Annotated in this window: 17 protein-coding genes and 2 tRNA genes; 6 read left to right on the forward strand and 13 right to left on the reverse strand. The window is 68.7% G+C overall.

Annotated elements, in window-relative coordinates; translation table 11 throughout:
• Nucleotides 1–129 precede the first annotated feature (129 nt).
• Nucleotides 130–2,751: a valine--tRNA ligase gene (locus OG735_RS14570; protein ID WP_327323602.1), complete on the reverse strand. Its 2,622-nt coding sequence runs from the start codon at nt 2,749–2,751 to the stop codon at nt 130–132.
• Between the two features lie 136 nt (nt 2,752–2,887).
• Between OG735_RS14570 and OG735_RS14575 the strand changes: the two genes are divergently transcribed.
• Entirely contained in the window at nt 2,888–3,853 is a 966-nt protein-coding gene (locus OG735_RS14575; RefSeq protein WP_327323603.1) for a hypothetical protein, read from the forward strand.
• A 643-nt stretch (nt 3,854–4,496) separates the two neighbouring features.
• On the opposite strand, the gene clpX is transcribed toward OG735_RS14575, so the two are convergent.
• From clpX to OG735_RS14600, 5 genes are all read right to left on the reverse strand, one after another.
• On the reverse strand, nt 4,497–5,789 hold the full coding sequence (clpX, locus tag OG735_RS14580) for an ATP-dependent Clp protease ATP-binding subunit ClpX (protein ID WP_327323604.1): 1,293 nt from the start codon (nt 5,787–5,789) through the stop codon (nt 4,497–4,499).
• A gap of 145 nt (nt 5,790–5,934) precedes the next feature.
• Nucleotides 5,935–6,618 (reverse strand): ATP-dependent Clp protease proteolytic subunit, encoded by a 684-nt coding sequence (locus OG735_RS14585; RefSeq protein ID WP_327323605.1) that lies wholly within the window; start codon nt 6,616–6,618, stop codon nt 5,935–5,937.
• Between the two features lie 58 nt (nt 6,619–6,676).
• Nucleotides 6,677–7,282 carry an ATP-dependent Clp protease proteolytic subunit gene (locus tag OG735_RS14590; RefSeq protein WP_327328313.1) on the reverse strand — a complete coding sequence of 202 codons (606 nt, stop codon included), beginning with the start codon at nt 7,280–7,282 and terminating at the stop codon, nt 6,677–6,679.
• Between the two features lie 240 nt (nt 7,283–7,522).
• A complete protein-coding gene (tig, locus tag OG735_RS14595) occupies nt 7,523–8,938 on the reverse strand; it encodes a trigger factor (RefSeq protein WP_327323606.1) in 1,416 nt (471 codons plus the stop codon).
• A gap of 192 nt (nt 8,939–9,130) precedes the next feature.
• Nucleotides 9,131–9,207 (reverse strand) — tRNA-Pro (locus tag OG735_RS14600).
• Between the two features lie 154 nt (nt 9,208–9,361).
• On the opposite strand from OG735_RS14600, the gene OG735_RS14605 reads away from it, so the two are divergent.
• Nucleotides 9,362–9,432, forward strand: a tRNA-Gly gene (locus OG735_RS14605).
• Between the two features lie 120 nt (nt 9,433–9,552).
• Here the strand turns inward: OG735_RS14605 and OG735_RS14610 are convergent.
• Complete coding sequence (locus OG735_RS14610) at nt 9,553–9,747, reverse strand: hypothetical protein (RefSeq protein ID WP_327323607.1); 195 nt, start codon at nt 9,745–9,747, stop codon at nt 9,553–9,555.
• Between the two features lie 422 nt (nt 9,748–10,169).
• On the opposite strand from OG735_RS14610, the gene OG735_RS14615 reads away from it, so the two are divergent.
• Entirely contained in the window at nt 10,170–11,324 is a 1,155-nt protein-coding gene (locus tag OG735_RS14615) for an acyltransferase family protein (RefSeq protein ID WP_327323608.1), read from the forward strand.
• A 71-nt stretch (nt 11,325–11,395) separates the two neighbouring features.
• On the opposite strand, the gene OG735_RS14620 is transcribed toward OG735_RS14615, so the two are convergent.
• From OG735_RS14620 to OG735_RS14630, 3 genes are all read right to left on the reverse strand, one after another.
• Nucleotides 11,396–11,839 (reverse strand): HD domain-containing protein, encoded by a 444-nt coding sequence (locus tag OG735_RS14620; RefSeq protein WP_442812427.1) that lies wholly within the window; start codon nt 11,837–11,839, stop codon nt 11,396–11,398.
• A gap of 72 nt (nt 11,840–11,911) precedes the next feature.
• Nucleotides 11,912–12,721, reverse strand: a complete 810-nt coding sequence (locus tag OG735_RS14625) for an ABC transporter ATP-binding protein (RefSeq protein WP_327323610.1) — start codon at nt 12,719–12,721, stop codon at nt 11,912–11,914.
• 138 nt (nt 12,722–12,859) lie between these two features.
• Nucleotides 12,860–13,282: an ATP-binding protein gene (locus OG735_RS14630; protein WP_327328314.1), complete on the reverse strand. Its 423-nt coding sequence runs from the start codon at nt 13,280–13,282 to the stop codon at nt 12,860–12,862.
• 152 nt (nt 13,283–13,434) lie between these two features.
• On the opposite strand from OG735_RS14630, the gene OG735_RS14635 reads away from it, so the two are divergent.
• Nucleotides 13,435–14,283 (forward strand): helix-turn-helix domain-containing protein, encoded by an 849-nt coding sequence (locus tag OG735_RS14635; RefSeq protein WP_327323611.1) that lies wholly within the window; start codon nt 13,435–13,437, stop codon nt 14,281–14,283.
• The gene (locus tag OG735_RS14640) at nt 14,243–14,524 is read left to right on the forward strand and encodes a DUF397 domain-containing protein (protein ID WP_327323612.1); all 282 of its coding nucleotides are present in this window, start codon (nt 14,243–14,245) and stop codon (nt 14,522–14,524) included. The genes OG735_RS14635 and OG735_RS14640 overlap by 41 nt, the downstream gene beginning before the upstream one ends.
• Here the strand turns inward: OG735_RS14640 and OG735_RS14645 are convergent.
• The 3 genes from OG735_RS14645 to OG735_RS14655 form a co-directional block, all read right to left on the reverse strand.
• Nucleotides 14,521–15,696: an amidase gene (locus OG735_RS14645; RefSeq protein ID WP_327323613.1), complete on the reverse strand. Its 1,176-nt coding sequence runs from the start codon at nt 15,694–15,696 to the stop codon at nt 14,521–14,523. The genes OG735_RS14640 and OG735_RS14645 overlap by 4 nt on opposite strands.
• A 328-nt stretch (nt 15,697–16,024) precedes the next feature.
• Entirely contained in the window at nt 16,025–17,164 is a 1,140-nt protein-coding gene (gene dnaN, locus OG735_RS14650; protein ID WP_327323614.1) for a DNA polymerase III subunit beta, read from the reverse strand.
• A 90-nt stretch (nt 17,165–17,254) separates the two neighbouring features.
• Nucleotides 17,255–17,524: a CbrC family protein gene (locus OG735_RS14655; protein ID WP_327323615.1), complete on the reverse strand. Its 270-nt coding sequence runs from the start codon at nt 17,522–17,524 to the stop codon at nt 17,255–17,257.
• Here OG735_RS14655 and OG735_RS14660 point away from each other — a divergent pair.
• Complete coding sequence (locus OG735_RS14660; protein WP_327323616.1) at nt 17,523–20,393, forward strand: ATP-binding protein; 2,871 nt, start codon at nt 17,523–17,525, stop codon at nt 20,391–20,393. The two genes, OG735_RS14655 and OG735_RS14660, sit on opposite strands and share 2 nt — an antisense overlap.
• The last annotated feature ends 21 nt before the right edge of the window (nt 20,394–20,414 follow it).

A 20,414-nucleotide genomic window follows, 5' to 3' on the forward strand; every position in this document is an offset into this window, starting at 1 on the left:
CACGCGAGAGCCCCGGGGGGAACCCCGCCCGACGCGAGAGGCCCCGGGGGATCCCCCGCCCCACGCGAGAGGCCCCGGGGAAACCCCGGGGCCTCTCGTACGTGTCCCGCGTACGTGTCCCGCGTGCCGCTACGCCTCCGGCAGGCTGTTCAGCTGCGCGGTGATCCGAGCGATGTCCTCCTCGGCCTTGGCCAGGCGCGTACGGATCTTGTCGACCACGTTGTCCGGCGCCTTGGCGAGGAACGCCTCGTTGCCGAGCTTCGCCTGTGCCTGCGCCTTCTCCTTCTCGGCCGCGGCCAGGTCCTTCGCCAGCCGCTTGCGCTCCGCGCCCACATCGATCGTGCCGGACAGGTCCAGCGCGACCGTGGCCCCAGCGACCGGGAGGGTCGCCGTGGCGCTGAAGCCCTCGCCCTCGGGCTGCAGCCGCAGCAGCTGCCGGATCGCGGCCTCGTGCGGCGCCAGCGCGGTGCCGTCGAGGGTGAGCCGGGCCGGGACCTTCTGGCCGGGCTGCAGCCCCTGGTCGGAACGGAACCGGCGGACCTCGGTGACGACCCGCTGGACCAGCTCGATCTCCCGCTCGGCCGCCGCGTCCCGGAAGCCGCTGTCGCCGGGCCAGTCGGCGATGACGACGGACTCCTTGCCGGTGAGCGTGGTCCACAGCGTCTCGGTGACGAAGGGGACGATGGGGTGCAGCAGCCGCAGCGTGACGTCGAGGACCTCGCCGAGGACGCGGCCGGAGACACGCGCCTGCTCGCCGCCCGCGAAGTAGGTGGTCTTGGACAGCTCGACGTACCAGTCGAAGACCTCGTCCCACGCGAAGTGGTAGAGGGCATCGGACAACTTCGAGAACTGGTAGTCCTCGTAGTACGCGTCGACCTCGGCCACCGTCGCGTTGAGCCGGGAGAGGATCCACCGGTCGGCCGCCGACAGCTGCTCGGTGGGCGGCAGTTCGCCTTCCACCGTCGCGCCGTTCATCAGCGCGAAACGGGTCGCGTTCCAGATCTTGTTGGCGAAGTTGCGGGAGGCCTGGACCCAGTCCTCGCCGATCGGGACGTCCACCCCCGGGTTGGCGCCACGGGCCAGCGTGAACCGCACGGCGTCGGAGCCGTAAGTGTCCATCCAGTCCAGCGGGTTGACCGCGTTGCCGAAGGACTTCGACATCTTCTTGCCGAACTGGTCCCGGACCATGCCGTGCAGGGCGATGGTGTGGAACGGCGGGGTGCCGTCCATCGCGTACAGGCCGAACATCATCATCCGGGCGACCCAGAAGAAGAGGATGTCGTACCCGGTGACCAGGACGGAGTTCGGATAGAACTTCTCGAGGCTCTCGGTCCGTTCGGGCCAGCCGAGGGTGGAGAAGGGCCACAGGCCCGAGGAGAACCAGGTGTCCAGAACATCGGTGTCCTGGGTCCAGCCCTCGCCCGTCGGCGGCTGCTCGTCCGGTCCGACGCAGACGACCTCACCGTTCGGCCCGTACCAGACAGGGATGCGGTGACCCCACCACAGCTGGCGCGAGATGCACCAGTCGTGCAGGTTGTCGACCCAGCCGAAGTACCGGGACTCCATCTCCTTCGGGTGGATGTTCACCCGGCCGTCGCGGACCGCGTCGCCCGCGGCCTGGGCGAGCGGGCCGACCTTGACCCACCACTGCATGGACAGCCGCGGCTCGATCGTCGTCTTGCAGCGCGAGCAGTGGCCGACGGAGTGCGTGTACGGGCGCTTCTCGGCCACGATCCGGCCCTCGGCGCGCAGCGCGCCGACGATCGTGGAACGGGCCTCGAGCCGGTCAAGACCCTGGAACGGGCCGTGCGCGGTGATGACCGCGTGCTCGTCCATGATCGCGAGGTTGGCCAGGCCGTGCCGCTGCCCGATCTCGAAGTCGTTCGGGTCGTGGGCGGGCGTCACCTTGACGGCGCCCGTGCCGAACTCGGGGTCGACGTGTGTGTCGGCCACGACGGGGATCCGGCGGCCGGTGAGCGGCAGCTCGATCTCCGTGCCGACGAGGTGGGCGTAGCGCTCGTCATCGGGGTGGACCGCGACCGCGGTGTCACCGAGCATCGTCTCGGCGCGGGTCGTCGCGACAACGATCGACGCGTCGCCCTCTCCGTAGCGGATCGAGACCAGTTCGCCCTCGTCGTCCTGGTACTCCACCTCGATATCCGAAATGGCCGTCAGGCATCGCGGGCACCAGTTGATGATGCGCTCGGCGCGGTAGATCAGCTCGTCGTCGTAGAGCTTCTTGAAGATCGTCTGGACAGCCTGGGAGAGACCCTCGTCCATGGTGAAGCGCTCGCGGCTCCAGTCGACGCCGTCGCCGAGGCGGCGCATCTGACCGGAGATCTGTCCTCCGGACTCCGCCTTCCACTGCCAGACGCGCTCGACGAACGCCTCGCGGCCGAGGTCGTGGCGGGACTTGCCTTCCTTCGCCAACTCGCGCTCGACGACGTTCTGGGTGGCGATACCGGCGTGGTCCATGCCGGGCTGCCACAGCGTCTCGTACCCCTGCATCCGCTTGCGGCGGGTCAGGGCGTCGATCAGCGTGTGCTCGAAGGCATGGCCCAGGTGCAGGGAGCCCGTGACGTTCGGCGGGGGGATGACGATGGTGTACGGCGGCTTCTCACTCTTGGGGTCGGCCGCGAAGTAACCGCGCTCTACCCAGCGCTCGTACAGCTTCCCCTCTACCTCGGCCGGCGCGTACTGGGTCGGCAGTTCGGGGTTGCTGGCTGGCTGCTGCTGAGCGTTCTCGGTCACGGGCTCAGTTTAGAGGTGTCACGGGGCCGTACTGAAACGGGAATGTTCCGTAACGGTGTGACCCCTGCCGCGCCATGCCGTTGGCCGTTGGGCCAGGATGTTCGAAGGACATAAGTATCTGGAGGGGAACGCAGTAATGAGCTACAACCAGCCGGGCCCGTACGGCGGCCAGCCTCAGCAGCCCGGACCGTACGGTCAGCCGGGTCCTTACGGCCAGCAGCCGCCGCAGGCCCCGCAGCCCGGCTACGGGTACCCGCAGCAGCAGCCTCAGCAGCCCGGCTACGGATACCCGCAGCAGGCCCCACAGGGCGTTCCGCCGCAGCAGGGCCAGTGGGGCCAGCCCCAGCAGCCGGGCCCGCACGGCCAGCAGCCCCAGTACGCCGGCGGCCAGGTGCCGCCCCCGCCGGCCGCGCCGAAGAAGAAGACGGGCCTGATAGTGGTGGCCTCGGTGGTGGCGCTCGCGGTGATCGGCGGCGGCGCGTATCTGTTGCTGGGGGGCAGCGGCAACAGCGACGTCTCGGCCGACACGAAGGGGTACAAGCTCACCCCGGCGGCGTCGATCGACGACTACCAGAAGCAGGGCGGCGACCAGTCGAAGGCCATGTCCGACAAGGACAAGAAGGAGGCCGAAGGCTACGGCATCAAGAACCCGACGCAGGTTGAGGCGAAGTACAAGGCCGGCTCCACGTCGGAACCGCTGAAGGGCAAGTCCCTGAGCATCAGCGGGCTGTGGGGCGACGTCACCGACCCCGAGAAGGCAGTCGACGGCTACTTTGCAGGCATCAAGAAGGCCGACGCGGAGGAGGACGACAAGAACCAGATCGAACTCGTCGGCAGCCCCGCCAGCGTGACTCCGTCCGGCTTCGATGGCGCACTGATGAAGTGCCAGACCATCAAGTCGAAGCCCGCCTCCTCCGGCTCGGCTGCCACCGGCCCCAAGGAGTTCGAGAGCACCATCTGCGTTTGGGCCGACTACAGCACCCTCGCGCAGGTGAGCGCGGTCGATCTGGCCCAGTTGATGACCACAGGCAAGGGCATGTCCCAGGACCAGGTCGCCGAACTCGCGGCCAAGCTCTACAAGAGCTCCCGTACCAAGGTCTGATCGTTCGAGGCTCAACACGAAGGGGCGCCCGGCCAGTTGACTGGCGGGGCGTCCCTTCGCCGTATCGCTGCAGATGATGAGATCGCACACTCACAGCGCCGCTGCCCCACCTGGAGAGGGCACGTCATGATCAAGCCATCAAGCCACTATCCACTGGAATCCCCCGGACGACACATGATCCACTCGATCTCGACCAGTGCTTTTGACCAAAGATCAGCAAACGGAGGGTTCCCAAGGTGTACTCAAAGACCAAGCGGCTTCTTGTGGTGGCGGCTCTGACTGCTGCAGCAGGTGCAGTCCCCCTGGTGACGGCAGCACCGGCCTCGGCGACCGAATACGACTGTGCGATATACGTGGAGGATCACGGTTTCCCGATCGGTTCACACACCCGGGCTGCGTGCCGCCACCCCGCTTCCTTTCCAGCCCGGATCCCCAGTGGTAAGTGCATTAGCGGGCTCACCGCCAGGAAGGTTCCGATGCCCATCGCGTATCAGGCCTGCTGGCTGGCCTGACTTTCGCAGAGATCACGTTCCGGCCGGCCTGAGTCACGGGTAGACATCGACAGCTCCGGAATGCAGCAACGCGAAGGGGCGCCCGGCCAGTTCAGCTGGCCGGGCGCCCCTTCGGCGTAAGTACGTAACCGCTACGCGGACTTCTCGTGGCGCCCGTCGTTCTTCACGATCCGCGGCTCCCGCGGCACCAGCGTCGGGTTCACGTTGTTGTGGACCACGTCCTCCGTGATGACGACCCGGGCCACATCCTTGCGGGACGGGACCTCGTACATCACCGACATCAGGACTTCCTCCATGATGGCCCGCAGACCACGCGCGCCCGTCTGGCGCAGGATCGCCTGGTCCGCGATGGCCTCGAGCGCGCCGCGCTCGAAGTCCAGCTCCACGCCGTCCAGTTCGAACAGCCGCTGGTACTGCTTCACCAGCGCGTTGCGCGGCTCCACCAGGATCTGGAGCAGTGCCTCGCGGTCCAGGTTGTGGACCGAGGTCAGGACGGGCAGGCGGCCGATGAACTCCGGGATCATCCCGAACTTCACCAGGTCCTCCGGCATGACCTCCTGGAACTGGTCGCTCGCCTCGATCTCGCGCTTCGAGCGGATCGTCGCGCCGAAGCCGATGCCCTTCGCGCCCGCACGCGACTCGATGATCTTCTCCAGGCCGGCGAAGGCGCCGCCCACGATGAAGAGCACGTTCGTCGTGTCGATCTGGATGAACTCCTGGTGCGGATGCTTCCGGCCGCCCTGCGGCGGAACGGAGGCCGTCGTGCCCTCCAGGATCTTCAGCAGCGCCTGCTGGACGCCCTCGCCCGAGACATCGCGGGTGATCGACGGGTTCTCGCTCTTGCGGGCGACCTTGTCGATCTCGTCGATGTAGATGATCCCGGTCTCGGCCTTCTTGACGTCGTAGTCGGCCGCCTGGATCAGCTTCAGCAGGATGTTCTCGACGTCCTCGCCGACATAGCCGGCCTCCGTCAGCGCCGTCGCGTCGGCGATGGCGAACGGGACGTTCAGCATGCGCGCGAGCGTCTGGGCCAGCAGCGTCTTGCCGGAGCCCGTGGGTCCCAGCAGGAGGATGTTGGACTTGGCCAGTTCGATCGCGTCGTCCCGGCCCTGCGCGCCGCCGTTCTCACCGGCCTGGACGCGCTTGTAGTGGTTGTAGACCGCTACCGAGAGGGCCTTCTTCGCGGGCTCCTGCCCGACGACGTACCCCTCGAGGAACTCGTAGATCTCGCGCGGCTTGGGAAGTTCCTCCCACCGCACCTCGGAGGTCTCGGCGAGCTCCTCCTCGATGATCTCATTGCAGAGGTCGATGCACTCGTCGCAGATGTACACACCGGGGCCTGCGATGAGCTTCTTCACCTGCTTCTGGCTCTTTCCGCAGAACGAGCACTTGAGCAGGTCGCCGCCATCACCGATGCGTGCCACGAGGTGCTTCCCCTTCGCCTGGGAGCAGCTTGGTTCAGCCGGCTCCTGGTGCCTCATATCCGACGGTACCTTGCCTGGCCCCCCGTTCGGGCCCCCCTTGGCGCGGTTCACATTGTCGTGCACCGCGCCAAGGGCGCCGGAGCGGTCAGGCGGCCGCTGCGGCCGTGCTCTTGCGGGTCGAGACGATCTGGTCGACGAGGCCGTACGCGAGCGCGTCCTCGGCGGTCAGGATCTTGTCGCGCTCGATGTCGTCGCGGATCTTCTCGATCGGCGTGGTGGAGTGCTTGGCCAGCATCTCCTCGAGCTGCGTCCGCATCCGCAGGATCTCGTTGGCCGCGATCTCCAGGTCGGAGAGCTGCTCGCGGCCGGTCTGCGAGGACGGCTGGTGGATCAGTACGCGCGCGTTCGGCAGGGCCATCCGCTTGCCGGGGGTACCGGCGGCGAGCAGCACGGCCGCGGCGGAGGCCGCCTGGCCCATGCAGACCGTCTGGATGTCCGGCTTCACGAACTGCATCGTGTCGTAGATGGCGGTCAGCGCGGTGAAGGAGCCACCGGGGCTGTTGATGTAGATCGAGATGTCGCGGTCCGGGTCCATCGACTCCAGGCACAGCAGCTGCGCCATGACGTCGTTGGCGGAGGCGTCGTCGATCTGCACGCCGAGGAAGATCACGCGCTCCTCGAAGAGCTTGGCATACGGGTCGTACTCGCGCACGCCCTGCGAGGTGCGCTCCACGAAGCGCGGGACGACGTAGCGGTTGTCCACCTGCGGGCCGGTGTAGAGGCCGCTGGCGGAGGCGCCGGAGAAGTTGCTCATGTCGGTGTTCACCATCCTGGTGGCGTTCTGCGGGCTGGGGAGACTGGGGGCGCTGACTGCCTGGCGCAAAGGCTCAGGCGCCGGTGCCGCCGCCGCCCGGAACGCCCGATGCGGAGGCCATGATGTCGTCGATAAGGCCGTATGCCTTGGCCTCGTCAGCGGTGTACCAGCGGTCGCGGTCACCGTCGCGGATGATCGTCTCGACGGTCTGACCGGAGTGCTGAGCGGTGATCTCCGCCATGCGCTTCTTCGTACGGAGCAGGTACTCGGCCTGGATCTTGATGTCCGAGGCGGTACCGCCGAGGCCGGCCGATCCCTGGTGCATGAGGATGTCTGTGTTGGGGAGCGCGAAGCGCTTGCCCGCGGTGCCGCCGGTCAGCAGGAACTGGCCCATCGAGGCGGCCATGCCCATACCGATGGTGACCACGTCGTTCGGGATGTACTGCATGGTGTCGTAGATCGCCATGCCGGCCGTCACCGAGCCACCGGGGCTGTTGATGTAGAGGTAGATGTCCTTGTCCGGTTCGGCGGCAAGGAGCAGCATCTGCGCCGTGATCTTGTTGGCGATGTCGTCGTCGACCTGCTGGCCGAGGAAGATGATGCGCTCGCCGAGCAGCCGGTTGTAGACATGGTCGCCGAGGCCACCACCGATGGACGGCTCACCCGCGGCGTTAGGCATCAGATTCGTCACGTATCCACCTGCTCGTCTCTGACGGCTCCGGCCGTCTCAGCGTCTTCGTACTGGGGGCGGGGACTCCCCTGCCCTCGTATTCATGGACCCTAACGCGCTGGTAGGCGGGCGCCATCCCGCTTCCCGAACTGTTCGCTCGGAGCGCAAGGTGACAGGGGTCCGTATGTACGACGACGGGCCCCGGGCGCATGGTGCGTCCGGGGCCCGTCGTAGGGCTCAGCGCGAGGCTCAGGCCTCGGTCTTCTCCGCGGCCGCGTCGCCTTCGTCGTCACCGTCGGTGTCACCTTCGACGACGGCCTCGACGGTCTCGGCGGCAGTCTCGGTCTCGTCCTCGTCGTCCTCGAGGTCGACGAGCTCACCGTTGGTGTCGACGACCTTGGCGGCCTCGACGACCACGGCGAGCGCCTTGCCGCGGGCGACCTCGCCGACGAGCATCGGCACCTGGCCGCCTTCGACGACGGCCTGGGCGAACTGGTCGGGGCTCATGCCGGAGGAGGCGGCACGCCGCATGAGGTGCTCGGTGAGCTCCTCCTGGTTGACGTTCAGCTTCTCCTTGTTGACCAGCTCGTCGAGGATGAACTGGGTCTTGATGCCCTTGATCGCCTGCTCGGACGTCTCGGCGTCGAACTCTTCCTCGGTCTTGCCCTGGATCTCCAGGTACTTGGCGAGGTCGATGCCCATCTGACCGAGCTGGTGGTGCTCGAGGTTGTGCTTGCGGGTCTTGACCTCGTCCTCGAGGAGCTTCTCGGGGATCGGGACCTCGGCCAGCTTCAGCAGCTCGTCCAGGACGCGCTCCTGGGCCTGAGTGGCCTGGTCGTACTGCTTCATGTTCTCGAGGCGCTTGCGGCTGTCCGCACGCAGCTCCTCGAGGGTGTCGAACTCGCTGGCCATCTGCGCGAAGTCGTCGTCGAGCTCGGGGAGCTCGCGGGCGGTGACGGCGGTGACCTTGACGGTGACCTCGGCCTCCTTGCCCTCGGCGCTGCCGCCCTTGAGCTCGGAGGTAAAGGTGGTCTCGCCTTCGGCCTCCAGGCCGGTGACGGCCTCGTCGATGCCGTCGAGCAGCTCGCCGGAGCCGATCGTGTACTGGACGCCGCTGGCGACGCCGTCCTCGAGGACCTCGCCGTCGACCTTGGCCTCGAGGTCGATCGTCACGACGTCACCGTCGGCGGCGGCGCGCTCGACCGGGTTGGTGGAGGCGAAGCGGCCGCGCAGCTCCTCGACGGCCTTGTCGACGTCCTCGTCGCTGACCTCGACCGCGTCGACGGTGACCTCGATGCCGGAGTAGTCCGGGATCTCGATGACCGGGCGGATGTCGACCTCGGCGGTGAAGGCCAGCGTCTCGCCGTCCTTCAGCTCCGTGATGTCGACCTCGGGCTGGCCGAGCGGGTTCAGCGAGGCCTCGTTGACCGCCTCGGTGTAGAACTTCGGGAGGGCGTCGTTGACAGCCTCCTCCAGCACCGCACCACGGCCGAACCGCTGGTCGATCACTCGGGCCGGGATCTTGCCCTTACGGAAGCCCTTGACCGTGACCTGCTGGTTGATCTTCTTGTACGCCGCGTCGAGGCTGTCCTTGAGCTCCTCGAAGGGCACCTCGACAGTGAGCCGAACCCGAGTCGGGTTCAGGGTCTCCACGGCGCTCTTCACGGTTCGGTCTCCTTGGTGGATTCTGGGGTTCTGCTGCGTCCGCCGCACTGGAGGCGGCTCAGCGGATCGGCCCTGCTTCTCGTCGGACTCGCCGGCTTTCGTCGGTCTCGTCAGACACACGGGCACGCAGCTTGCATAGTAGCCGCAAGCAGGATGAGCCCCACAATGCGATCTTGAAGACGATCGTGGTGATGGTCGGGGTGGCCGGATTCGAACCGACGACCTTCCGCTCCCAAAGCGGACGCGCTACCAAGCTGCGCCACACCCCGTCGGTGCGACACGTAGGGTACATGCCCGCAGGCTGTGCGGCTGCCGCATTGTCCGGCAGGGATTGCGGGGCGGAATGGGGTGTGCGGCACCGGCCCCGGACCCGCTACGATGCTCTTCGTAACCGCGGCCCTCGTGACCTGCGGTGCGATGCTTGCGGGCGTAGCTCAATGGTAGAGCCCTAGTCTTCCAAACTAGCTACGCGGGTTCGATTCCCGTCGCCCGCTCTCGAAGGCCTCAGGCCCGGCTCGATGGTTGACCATCGAGCCGGGCCTGAGGCGTTTTCGCCGATTCCCTGAGACGTCGCCGACGCGCGCGAGCAGTCGGCCGACTCGGGCCGGCTCAGGTCAGAAGTTGATGTTGTTGATCGTCTGGGCCAGCGAGTCGAGGAATTTATTGATCGACGGCGCCATACCCGTCGAGGCGAGGAAGAAGCCGAACAGCACCGCGACGATGGCGGGTCCGGCCTTGAGGGAGCCGCCGCGCATCAGCACCACGAGGATGATCGCCAACAGCAGCACCACAGACAGTGAAATGGCCACAACTGATCACACCCTCGGTCGGTCCACCTTGCCGGCCCAGGAGCGTGCAGCCCAGCACACCCCCGCCAAGACCATGTTGCCACCAACAGCCCCATACATGCTCCCCGCTGACGAATCATCGACGACGGGATCACGCCAACCGCCCGCCTGTGCACGCCTCGTGGCGAAGGGGCGACTCGACCGTAAGGGCGAAATACGGGATGGAATTCGGCCTGATCGTTTCCATGCCCCCACAACTCGATCACACGAAATTCGACAGCTTGCGGTGAGGAAATTCACCCCGTCGTAAGCCCGTGACGAAATGCACCATTTAACGGGGATTAATTGGGGCATATGGTGCGGTTGGCGCCCGTGTCAGATTCGAATGGGAGACGGGCGGAAGGGTTTTACTAAATCGAATGGACGAGGCTAAGGTGCCTCAGATGTTCCACGCTCCGCACGGATATCAGAGGGCCCCGCTCCCCCCGGGCCGGGAGTCGGAGCCCGTCCCTACGACGCAGCAGGCACGCACGCCTGTTCGTGACACGCCTGGCGAGAAGTCCACCCCGAAGTCCACCAGGCGAGACGCATACTTCGACAACGCGAAGTATCTGGCCATCGTGCTCGTGGCGGTGGCGCACGCATGGGAGCCGGTGATGGACGGCAGCCGCGCCTCCCGGGCGCTGTACCTGCTCGTCTACACCTTCCATATGCCGGCCTTCATCCTCATCTCCGGCTACTTCTCCAGAAGTTACACCGGCCGGCCCGACCAGCTCAGACGTCTGCTGACCGGGATCGCCGTGCCGTACATCGTCTTCGAAGTGGTGTACTCCCTCTTCAGACGGTGGGCCCAGCACGCCCCCGAGCAGCCGATCAGTCTGCTCGACCCCTTCTATCTGACCTGGTTCCTGGCCGCTCTGTTCATCTGGCGGCTGACCACTCCGCTGTGGCGGATGATCCGCTGGCCGCTGCCGGTGGCGCTCGCGATCGCCTCGCTCGCCGCGATGACGCCGAACATCGGAGCCGACCTCAACCTCCAGCGCGTGCTGCAGTTCCTGCCGTTCTTCGTGCTCGGGCTGCTCCTGAAGCCCGAGCACTTCCAGCTGGTGCGGCGGCGGGAAGTGCGGCTGCTCGCGCTGCCGCTGTTCGCCGGGGCGGGCCTCTTCGCGTACTGGGCCGCTCCCCGGATGAACTTCAGCTGGCTCTACCGCTCCAGCAGCGCCCAGGAGCTGGGTGTGCCGTGGTGGACGGGGATCGCGATGACCCTCGCGTTCTTCGGATGCGCGGTGCTGCTGACGGCCGGGTTCCTGGCCTGGGTGCCGCGCCGCAGCACCTGGTTCACGGTGCTGGGCGCCGGCACCATCTGCGGCTATCTGCTGCACGGGCTACTGATCAAGGCTGCGGACTACGGACATGTGTTCGAGACGTACACCTGGCTCAGCGACCCGAGCGGCGAGATCTTGCTGACGTTCATCGCGGCGGCCGTGGTGACGCTGCTGTGTACCCCGCCGGTGCGGCGGGCGGTGCGGTGGGTGACCGAGCCGGAGATGGCGTGGGCGTTCCGGCGGGACACGACGGAGCTCGGTCCGCGACGGTGAGCCGGCCTGTCCTGGTTCAGGCCGTCCGATCCACCCGGATCCGTCTGATTGCTGCCTGAGTACCGCCTGAATCAGGACAGGCCCAGCAGCCCGCGCACCTTCGCGTACTTGGCGGTCAGCCGGGTCCGGGTCGCCTCGTCGAGCACGGCGAGCCGCGCCGGGTCGGCGTTGTGCGCCAGATCGGCCTCCTTGACCAGGCGGGCACCGGGAGTGGCCAGAATGCGCCTCGTGTAGTCCTCCAGGTCCTCACCCTTGCGCTTGGTGAGTGCGAGGACCATGTCCTTGACCGACTGCGGCAGCGCGGCGGCCTCCAGCCACTCCCGGGACAGCGCGTCGTCCTCGACGGAGTCGTGCAGCCAGCCGGCCGCGATCTGCTCGTCGCTCCCGCCCCGGGCACGTACGCCTTCCGCTACGGCGGCGAGATGCTCGGCGTACGGGCGGTCCGCCTTGTCCGTCTGGGTTGCGTGGGCCTCGCGGGCGATCGCCTCGACCTCGGAGAGCGTGAGATATGGCATGGGCACGACTGTACGGGTGCCTGCCGCAGGGGCCGCCCCGGCCGTTCGGGGACGAACACGGGGACACGAGCACTACGCAGCTGCTCCGGCAAAGGCGGGGGCGGTCAGGGACGTCATACGGGCGGCGATCTGCGCGGCGCTCGCGCGCGGCAGGCTGTCCGCGATCGCGCCGTCCGCGAGGAAGAGCACACGGTCGGCGTACGCGGCGGCCGCCGGGTCGTGGGTGACCATGACGACGGTCGCGCCGAGGCGGTCCACGGCGGAGCGCAGCAGCGCGAGGACTTCGGCCGCGGTGGTGGTGTCCAGCGCGCCGGTCGGCTCGTCGGCGAAGACGACATCGGGCCGGGCGACCAGCGCGCGGGCGATCGCGACCCGCTGCTGCTGGCCGCCGGAGAGCTCCGCGGGACGGCGCCCGGCCTTGTCGGCGAGGCCGACCTGCCCGAGTACGTCGGCGGCCCGGCGGCGGCCGGCGCGGTGACCGGCGAGTCGCAGCGGCAGGAGGACGTTCTGCTCGACCGTCAGCGACGGCAGCAGATTGAAGGCCTGGAAGACGAAGCCGAGGCGGGTGCGGCGCAGCACGGTGAGCTTGTTCTCGCTCATGCCGGTGATCTCGGTGCCGCCGAGGCGTACGAACCCCGCGGTGGGTCGGTCGAGACCGGCCGCGCACTGCAGGAACGTGGACTTGCCGGAGCCTGACGGCCCCATCACGGCGGTGAAGCTGCCGTGCGCGAGCGTGAGGTCGATACCGCGCAGCGCGTGGACGGCAGAGGCCCCGCGGCCGTACTGGCGGCGTACGTCGTGGAGTTCGACGGCCGCGCGGCTGTCCTGTGCGGGCGCGGCGACGTCCTTGTCGTGTCGGCGCTTGCTGCGTCGCAGGCCCATGGTGTTCTCCGCCTTCTGTCTTCTGTCTTCTGTGAATGTGCTGGTCGGTGCTTCGACGCTACGGATCGCGCGTGGGGCGGGGCCATGGCGTCGGCTGGCGGATCGGTGGTGGGGCTGTCCCCACCACCGAGGGCGTCCTCAATCGCCGGAGGGGCCGGCCACGGGGCAGTCCCGGTCACCATCGGGGTCCTTCGCCTCGCACTCGAACCACACCGTCTTGCCGCCCCGCTCGAGGGGTACGACGCCCCACCGGTCGGCCATCGCCTCAACCAGCAGCAACCCCCGCCCGCCCTCGGCGAGACCGTCCGGGGCACCGCCGGGGACGGACGTCCGCGGAAGCCCCGGCGCGCCGTCGGTGACCTCGATCCGTACGCCGGACGCCTGACGCAGGACCAGCAGCGCACACCGCCTGTCCGGCACATGCCGCACCACATTGGCGAGTAGCTCGGTGACCGCCAGCTCGACCGCGTCGCTCAGCTCCTCGAGTCGCCAGAGGTGCAGGTACGAGCGGACGATCCCGCGGAGATGACGCGCTGAATGCTCACCCACGGTGAAGGCCATACGGTACGTCGCGGATGGCGCGGCATCGATCTGGTGCACGATAACTCCCGGTGGGGCAGGACAAGTTGGTTCGTTCAGCCACCAAGCCTGCGGTCGTCCGGTTACGCTCGGCTACGACCTGTGAGCAACCCTGCGTACCGTTGGGGGAAGTCGTGACGCACATCCGAGACCTCGACCCGAGCGCGTCCCCGCTCGACTACTACGGCGCGGAACTGCGGCGGTTACGGGAGGCGGCAGACCTCAACCAGAAGCAGTTGGGCTCGATCATCTACTGCACCGGCTCGCTGGTCGGCCAGATCGAGACCGCGCGGAAGGTCCCGACCAGGGAGTTCTCGGAGCGCGTGGACGCGGCGCTGGGGACGGAGGGGGCGATGTCGCGGCTGGTGGGGCTGGTGCTGAGGAGCCAACTGCCGTCCTGGTTTCAGCCGTACGCGGAGCTGGAGGCGCGGGCGACGTATATCTCTACGTACCAGGCGCAGGTGGTGTACGGGCTGTTGCAGACGGAGTCGTACGCACGGGCGGTTCTGTCGGGGCCGTCGCCGGACAACCTGGATCAGCTGGTCGCTGCGCGAATCGAGCGGCAGCGCATCATGGCGCGGCAGAATCCGCCGCTGACGTGGGTGGTACTGGACGAGGCCGCACTGCACCGGCCGATCGGTGGCCGAGAGGTCATGCGGAATCAACTCCGCCACCTGTTGGGACTTCGCGAACAGCGCCGGGTGAATGTCCAGGTGCTGCCGTTCTCGGCCGGTGAACACACCGGACTGACAGGCTCGTTCACGTTGATGCGCTTCGACCAGGACCCGGACCTCCTCTACACCGAAGACTTCACGTCAGGTCACGCGACCGCCAACCCCGAAGCGGTCAAGGAGGGTTCACTCCGTTACGCTCACTTGCAGGCCGCAGCCCTCTCCGTGGAGGATTCGGCGGCGCTGATCAGCCGCGTGATGGAGGAGCGATATGGGCACGAGCCGGAACCTGACGAACGCGGCGTGGCATAAGTCGAGCTACAGCGGCGACAGCGGTGGCGAGTGCGTCGAGTGCGTCACCCTCGGCGACGCCGCCTGGCGCAAGTCCTCGTACAGCTCCGACACCGGGGGCGACTGCGTCGAGGTCGCCGCCTGCACCGCCGCCGTCGCCGTCCGCGACTCCAAGAACCCCGAGGGCTCCGCCTTCGCCGTCCCGGCCGCCGCCTTCGCCGCGTTCGTCTCGGCCGCCGCCGACGGTGAGTTCAGCAGCTAAGCAACGCCCGCCAGTTCGAGAAGCGCCCGGTCACTCCCCCGGCCTGCGATCACGGCCAGCCCCACCGGCAGTCCGTCCACCGACATCCGGGGCAGCACCAGACACGGCAGGCCCGCGCCGCTCGCCAGGCAGGTGAGGCGGAACGTCGCCTGCCTGGTGGCGGCCTTCCGCTCGGGGTCCTCATCGATCAGGGGCGCGGGGCTGCCCGCCGCGGGAACCAGCAGCACCGCGTCCTCGGGAAGCGCTGCGCGCAGCTCGCGGGCAGTCCGGTGGACCACCGCCTCCGCGGCGGCCCGCTCCTCCGGGGTCACCGCTGCCGCACGGGCGAACCGGGCCTCGACGCCTGGCCCCAGCGTGCCCGGGTGAGCGCTCACCCAAGCCCCGTCGCACTCCCATACCTCCGCGCCCTGGGCCGTAGCAAAGGCCGCTGCCCTCTCCCCCGGGTCGCCGCCCAGGGACGGGACTTCCTCGATCCGCAGGCCGAGCCGTTCGGCCAGGTCCGCGGCTGCCGGGCCGAAGGCCTCGCGTACCCCCTCGTCGGCGAGTGCGAGGAGGTCTGCTGCCACCAGGGCCGTACGGAACGGGCGTTGACCTTCATCGCCCCCCGCAGGCAGGAGTACGTCACCCAGCCGCGCCAGCGTGTCCGCGTCCCGGGCGAGCCAGGCGACGGTGTCGAAGGAGGGGGCCAGCGGCAGCATGCCCGTGGTGGGGACCAGGCCGTGGGTGGGCCGCAGGCCGTAGAGGCCGCAGTACGACGAGGGGACCCGGATCGATCCGGCGGTGTCGCTGCCAAGTCCGGCGTCGGCCTCGCCGAGGGCGACCGCGGCGGCCGGGCCGCTGGAGGACCCGCCGGGGACGCGGCCGGGTGCGGCCGGGTTGGGCGGGGTGCCGTAGTGCGCATTCGTGCCATTGAGGCTGTAGGCGAATTCGTCGGTCTGCGCGATGCCGGTGATGTCGGCGCCGGCGTCGAGCAGGGCGGCGACGGCCCAGGAGTGCGAGGGCTGTGGCTCGGCCTCGGCGAGGCGGGCGGGGTTGCCGGCGCCCTGCTTGTGGCCCGCGACGGCGTGGACGTCCTTGACCGCGAGCCGTACGCCGCGGAGCGGACCGGTGCCGGATCCGGCGACCAGCGGGGTGCCGCGCTCGCGCCAGACCGTGCTGTCTGTCGTGGCCATCAGGGCTCCTCGGGATGCGGTCGTGGCGTCCAGCATCTCTTGAACCCGTCCGTCGTGGACGGCGCACAGCCTTCGGCCGTGTCCTCAATCGCCCGGACGGGCACATCGATCCGGCTCCAGGTCGATCACCTGCCCGGCGGTGGAGACCCCGCAGCCGGTCTGGCTGCGGTCGTCCAGGACCGGCATGAGGCACGGCCTCACGAGCACCACGGACCCCGACTGTTCCGTTCGCCGTCGCCGAGAAACGCATCGCAAATCTCGAAGCTGAACTCCTTGAGCTGAAAGTGGACCGCCGATGAGTCACCGAACTCCGGCACCCCCCTCGTGATCAACTCAGTTGCCGTACTGACATGAGCAGGTGGCGGTGGTCTTCGCGCGTCGTGTCGTCCACGTCCACTGCGCCGCTGAGCAGCGCCCGCTGACCGGGGCCCAGCAGTTCGAAGCGCACCTTGGATGCATTGAAGGAGTTGAGCGCCTCCAGCAGATACGCGGGATTGAAGGCGGCCGTCATGTCATCGGCGCCGACCAGGGTGGCTGGGAGCTGCTGTGAAGCGATGTCGTCCTCGTAGCCTGCCTGGAGGAAAACGGTTCCGCGGGCGGAGAAGTCGAGCCTGATCGGGCTGTTCGGCTCCGCGACGACGGCGACCCGGCGGACCGCGTCGGCGAGCTCCTCCCGTTGCGTGACCGCGACAGCCGGACTCTCCAGCGCGAACAATTTGTCATAACGCGGCAGCCGCCCATCCAGCAACCGCAGCGTCGTGCGCATCCCGGCCCCTTCGAAGGCGATCAAGCCCCCACCCGAGCCGCCCGAGCCGTTCAGCCCGATACGGATCAGTCCGGACTTCGCCAGGGAGCGGGAGAGCTCGGTCAGTCTGCGGCCCGGAACCACCACCTCCACAACCTCCGGACCTGTCCCGTCCGGCTTCCAGGGCACGGCACGCACGGCATACCGGTATCGGTCCGAGGCGGCGAGCGTCATCAACTCGCCATCCAGCCGGACCTGGATCCCCGTGAGTACCGGAAGTGAATCGTCACGGCCCGCGGTGATCGCTACCTGCGCGACCGCCGCCGCGAACTCTGCCGCATCCACCGATCCGCAGAAAGCCGGGAGTTCGGGCAGGGGCGGGTACTCGTCCGTGGGAAGTGTCGACAGCCCAAAGCGCGTACCACCGCCTTCGATCGTGAAACGCGGTCCTTCCAATGCGCACGTCACCATCGCATCGGGCAGCACCTTGCAGATGTCGAGCAATCTGCGACCCAGTACGAGTACCTGACCGGCTGCCGTGGTCTCGGCCGGCACCTCGATGTTCGCGGACGCCTCGTAGTCGAAGCCCGAGATGTGAAGCCGCCCCTCCCCAGCGTCCAGCATCAAGCCGCCCAGCACGGGCACCGGCGAACGCGCGGGCAGCGACCGGGCCGCCCATGCGACCGCCTCCACAAAGGCGCTTCGCTCGATCCGGAACTGCATCCGTACATCCCCATCCGTCGTGCCAGTTGGTCCGCGCACGCTATACGTCGCCACTGACACCGGCTCCGACACCGGTTCGGGGAAAGGCACTTACGCGATGTTGGAGTATGCAAGGTCGGTTGCGCAGACCCGGCACCGGAAGAGATATGCCGTCGGCCGGCCGTCCCTGTCCAGCGAGCTGAGATAGTGCTGGACCTGGTCCGACGGCCAGCCCCAACCACTCGCCCAGTACAGGTCTTGCAGCCCTTTGGCGGCGAGCTGCTGCAACTCGGCCTGTGATCGGGTGGCCCGCCTGCCGAGGGCGCGTGAGCGTCGATACGATCGCCTGGTCGCGGACGGAAAGTGAGTCGACGCCAGCATGACTGACGAAGTGAGAGGGGAGCCCGTCGGCGGATTTCCCGGCCGGGCGCGAGAAGTCGCGATCCTGCGCGCGGTGCTGGCGGGCGAAGGTGGCACCTGGTGCGTCGCGGTCACCGGCGAACCGGGGATCGGCAAGAGCCGGCTGCTGACGGAGCTGGGGAAGCTCGCGGACACAGCAGGATGGACGGTCCGCAGCGCACGCGCGGCGGAGTTCGAGTCCCACATCCCGTTCGGTGTGTTCGTCAACGCGCTCGACGACCAGCTCGCCGAGCTGGGCCCGGAGCGTCTCGCCGCCCTCGGGGAACAGCAGCTCGCACTTCTCGCGACCGTGTTCCCGGCGATTCCCGCCGCCGGCCCCGCCGACCTGGTCGACGCGGAGCGGTACCGGCTGCACCGGGCGGTTCGGGCGTTGCTGGAGCTGGTCGCCGAGCCGTCCGGGCTGGTGCTCGTCTTCGACGATCTGCACTGGGCGGACGAGGGTTCGGTCGAGCTGCTCGACCACCTTTTGCGCCACCCGCCCCAGGCGCGGCTGGTCTTGGCATTGGCGGGCAGGCCCCGGCAGACGTCGCTGCGGCTGTGGCACGCGCTGTCCCGCGCCGCGACCGATGGAGGGGCCGAGCTGCTGGAACTCGCGCCGCTGAGCCAAGCCGACGCCGGCCAGGTCATGCCGGAAGGTCTGGGCCGTTCCCGGCGGGAAGAGCTTTATCAGGCCAGTGGCGGAAACCCGTTCTACCTGGAAGCCCTGGTGCGGGCCGGTGAGCGGGGTATCGCCGTCGGTGATACGGCGCTCCACCCCGACGGGGCGATCCCGTTGGCGGTCCACGCGGTGCTCGCCGCCGAGTTGGCCGCGCTGACCCCGCAAGAGCGGGTCGTCGCGCACGCCGCCGCGGTCGTGGGTGACGACTTCGAGGCTGATTCGCTCGCCGAAACGGCGGCAATGGACGCCGGGTCCGTGCTCGCCGCGCTCGACCGGCTCGCCGAGCGTGACCTGGTGCGGCTGGACGGCGCGACCGGCCGGTTCCGGTACCGGCATCCGCTGGTGCGCAGCGTCGCCTACCAGGACGCCGGTCCTGGCTGGCGGCTTCAGGCACACGGCCGGGCCGCGTCGGCACTCCGGAGCCGGGGCGCGCCGCCGGCCGAGTTCGCCCGGCACGTGGAGCGATCCGCCGTCCGCGGTGACCTCGAGGCGGTCGCGGCGCTCACCGAGGCGGCCGAGGCGACGATGCACACCACGCCGGCGACCGCCGGGCACTTCCTGCGGGCGGCCATCCGGTTACTCCCCGACTCGGAGTCGGTCACGCCGCAGCGCCTGATCCTGCTCGGCCGGCTGGCACACGCACTCGGCGCCACGGGCGACCTGCGGCAGGCCAGGGAAACCATGCACGAGGTGCTGCGGCTCCTGCCTGCCGAACTCACCCAGATCCGGGCACAGACAGCGCGGGCCTGTGCGACGGTGGAGCAGATTCTCGGGCGCTACACCGAGGCCAGGGCGATGCTGCACAGCGAGTGGAAACGCGTCGAAGGTGTTGACGCCCACTCGGCGGCCGTCCTGCTCGTCGCGCTCGTTGCCGGTGAAAGTGTCGAGCGCGAGCACGGACAGGACCGGGTGGCCGAGGCGATCGCCGCCGCGCGGGAAGTCGGGGATCCGATGCTGCTGGCGACGGCGTTGTCGGCTGCAACGCTCATCGACCGGCGGGCGGACCGGCTGGACGAGGCGGCCGCACTCCTGGACGCGCTGCCCGACAGCGACCTGGTCCGCGACATCGATGCGGCGTTCTGGCTGAGCTGGTCGGAAGTCTCCGCCGACCGGCTCATAGCGGCGAGCCGGCACATGAGCCGTGGCCTGCAACTGGCTCGCGCGAGCAGGCAGTCCCACAAGATCGCGCTGCTGACCGCGATCCGCGGCATGGTGCATGCCTACCTCGGCGAGCTGGCGGCGGCGACGACCTGCTTCGACGACAGCCTGGAGTCGGCGGAACTGACCGGCAGCGAGGAGCTGCGCGTCATGGCGTTGACCTTCGGGTGCTGGATCACCACCTGGCGCGGCGACCTGGCCGAGGCGATCCGCCTGGGTAAGGAGGCCATCGTCGTCGACGACCAGGCGACGGCCATGAGTTCCTGGCGCAGTGGCCAGGCCGAGGCGATGCTGGCGCAGGCGATGTTGCACTCGGGTGATCCGCACGCTTGCATCGAGCTGCTGCTCACCAGTGGCGGTGGGACCGAGCTGCCCGCGGTGGGCCTCCGCACCAGGCCATTGGTGTACCTGATGCTCACGGAGGCGGAGGTCGCGGCCGGCCGGGTTGCCGCGGCCGCGGCATGGGCCGACCGAGCGGAGGACGCGGCCGGCCAGCTCGAGCTTCCGCTGCGCACCGCCATGGCACAGCAGGCCCGCGCGATCGCCACGCTGCCAACGGATCCGGCGGCAGCCGCACCGCTCGCTGTCGCCGCTGCCGGCACGTTCGGCCGGATCGGGGCGGCCGTGGAGGCCGGGCGGGCGCACTTGCTCGCCGCGACGGCGTTCGGCGGCAGCGGGGCGATCGACCAGGCCCGTGCGCACCTCGTGTCCGCCCGCGCGTTGTTCACCCGGTGTGACGCGCAACTGTTCCTGCCTCAGGTCGCGCGCGAGGAGCGGCGCCTGAACGCGCGCGGCCCCCGGCCCGAAAGCGGCGCCGAGCGGTTCGACTTGACCGCCCGTGAGGTCGAGATCGTCAACCTGCTCTCGGACGGCCTGACCAACCGGGACATCGGCCTCCGGCTGCATCTGAGTCCCAAGACCGTCGAAGTCCACCTGGGCCGGGCCTACGCGAAGGTCGGCGTCTCCGGTCGTGCTGCTCTGGCCGGCGTGTGGGCCGCCGCGGCGCGTGATTGAGGACGCCACGGCAGCCAACAA

Source organism: Streptomyces sp. NBC_01210 (assembly GCF_036010325.1).
Lineage (GTDB): Bacteria > Actinomycetota > Actinomycetes > Streptomycetales > Streptomycetaceae > Streptomyces.

Coding starts and splice junctions, on each gene's coding strand:
- OG735_RS14575 (WP_327323603.1), top strand. CDS start 2,888: ATGAGCTACAACCAGCCGGGCCCGTACGGCGGCCAGCCTCAGCAGCCC.
- OG735_RS14585 (WP_327323605.1), bottom strand. CDS start 6,618: ATGGTGAACACCGACATGAGCAACTTCTCCGGCGCCTCCGCCAGCGGC.
- OG735_RS14590 (WP_327328313.1), bottom strand. CDS start 7,282: ATGCCTAACGCCGCGGGTGAGCCGTCCATCGGTGGTGGCCTCGGCGAC.
- OG735_RS14615 (WP_327323608.1), top strand. CDS start 10,170: ATGTTCCACGCTCCGCACGGATATCAGAGGGCCCCGCTCCCCCCGGGC.
- OG735_RS14620 (WP_442812427.1), bottom strand. CDS start 11,839: ATGCCATATCTCACGCTCTCCGAGGTCGAGGCGATCGCCCGCGAGGCC.
- OG735_RS14625 (WP_327323610.1), bottom strand. CDS start 12,721: ATGGGCCTGCGACGCAGCAAGCGCCGACACGACAAGGACGTCGCCGCG.
- OG735_RS14630 (WP_327328314.1), bottom strand. CDS start 13,282: ATGGCCTTCACCGTGGGTGAGCATTCAGCGCGTCATCTCCGCGGGATC.
- OG735_RS14640 (WP_327323612.1), top strand. CDS start 14,243: ATGGGCACGAGCCGGAACCTGACGAACGCGGCGTGGCATAAGTCGAGC.
- OG735_RS14645 (WP_327323613.1), bottom strand. CDS start 15,696: ATGGCCACGACAGACAGCACGGTCTGGCGCGAGCGCGGCACCCCGCTG.
- dnaN (WP_327323614.1), bottom strand. CDS start 17,164: ATGCAGTTCCGGATCGAGCGAAGCGCCTTTGTGGAGGCGGTCGCATGG.
- OG735_RS14660 (WP_327323616.1), top strand. CDS start 17,523: ATGACTGACGAAGTGAGAGGGGAGCCCGTCGGCGGATTTCCCGGCCGG.
- OG735_RS14655 (WP_327323615.1), bottom strand. CDS start 17,524: ATGCTGGCGTCGACTCACTTTCCGTCCGCGACCAGGCGATCGTATCGA.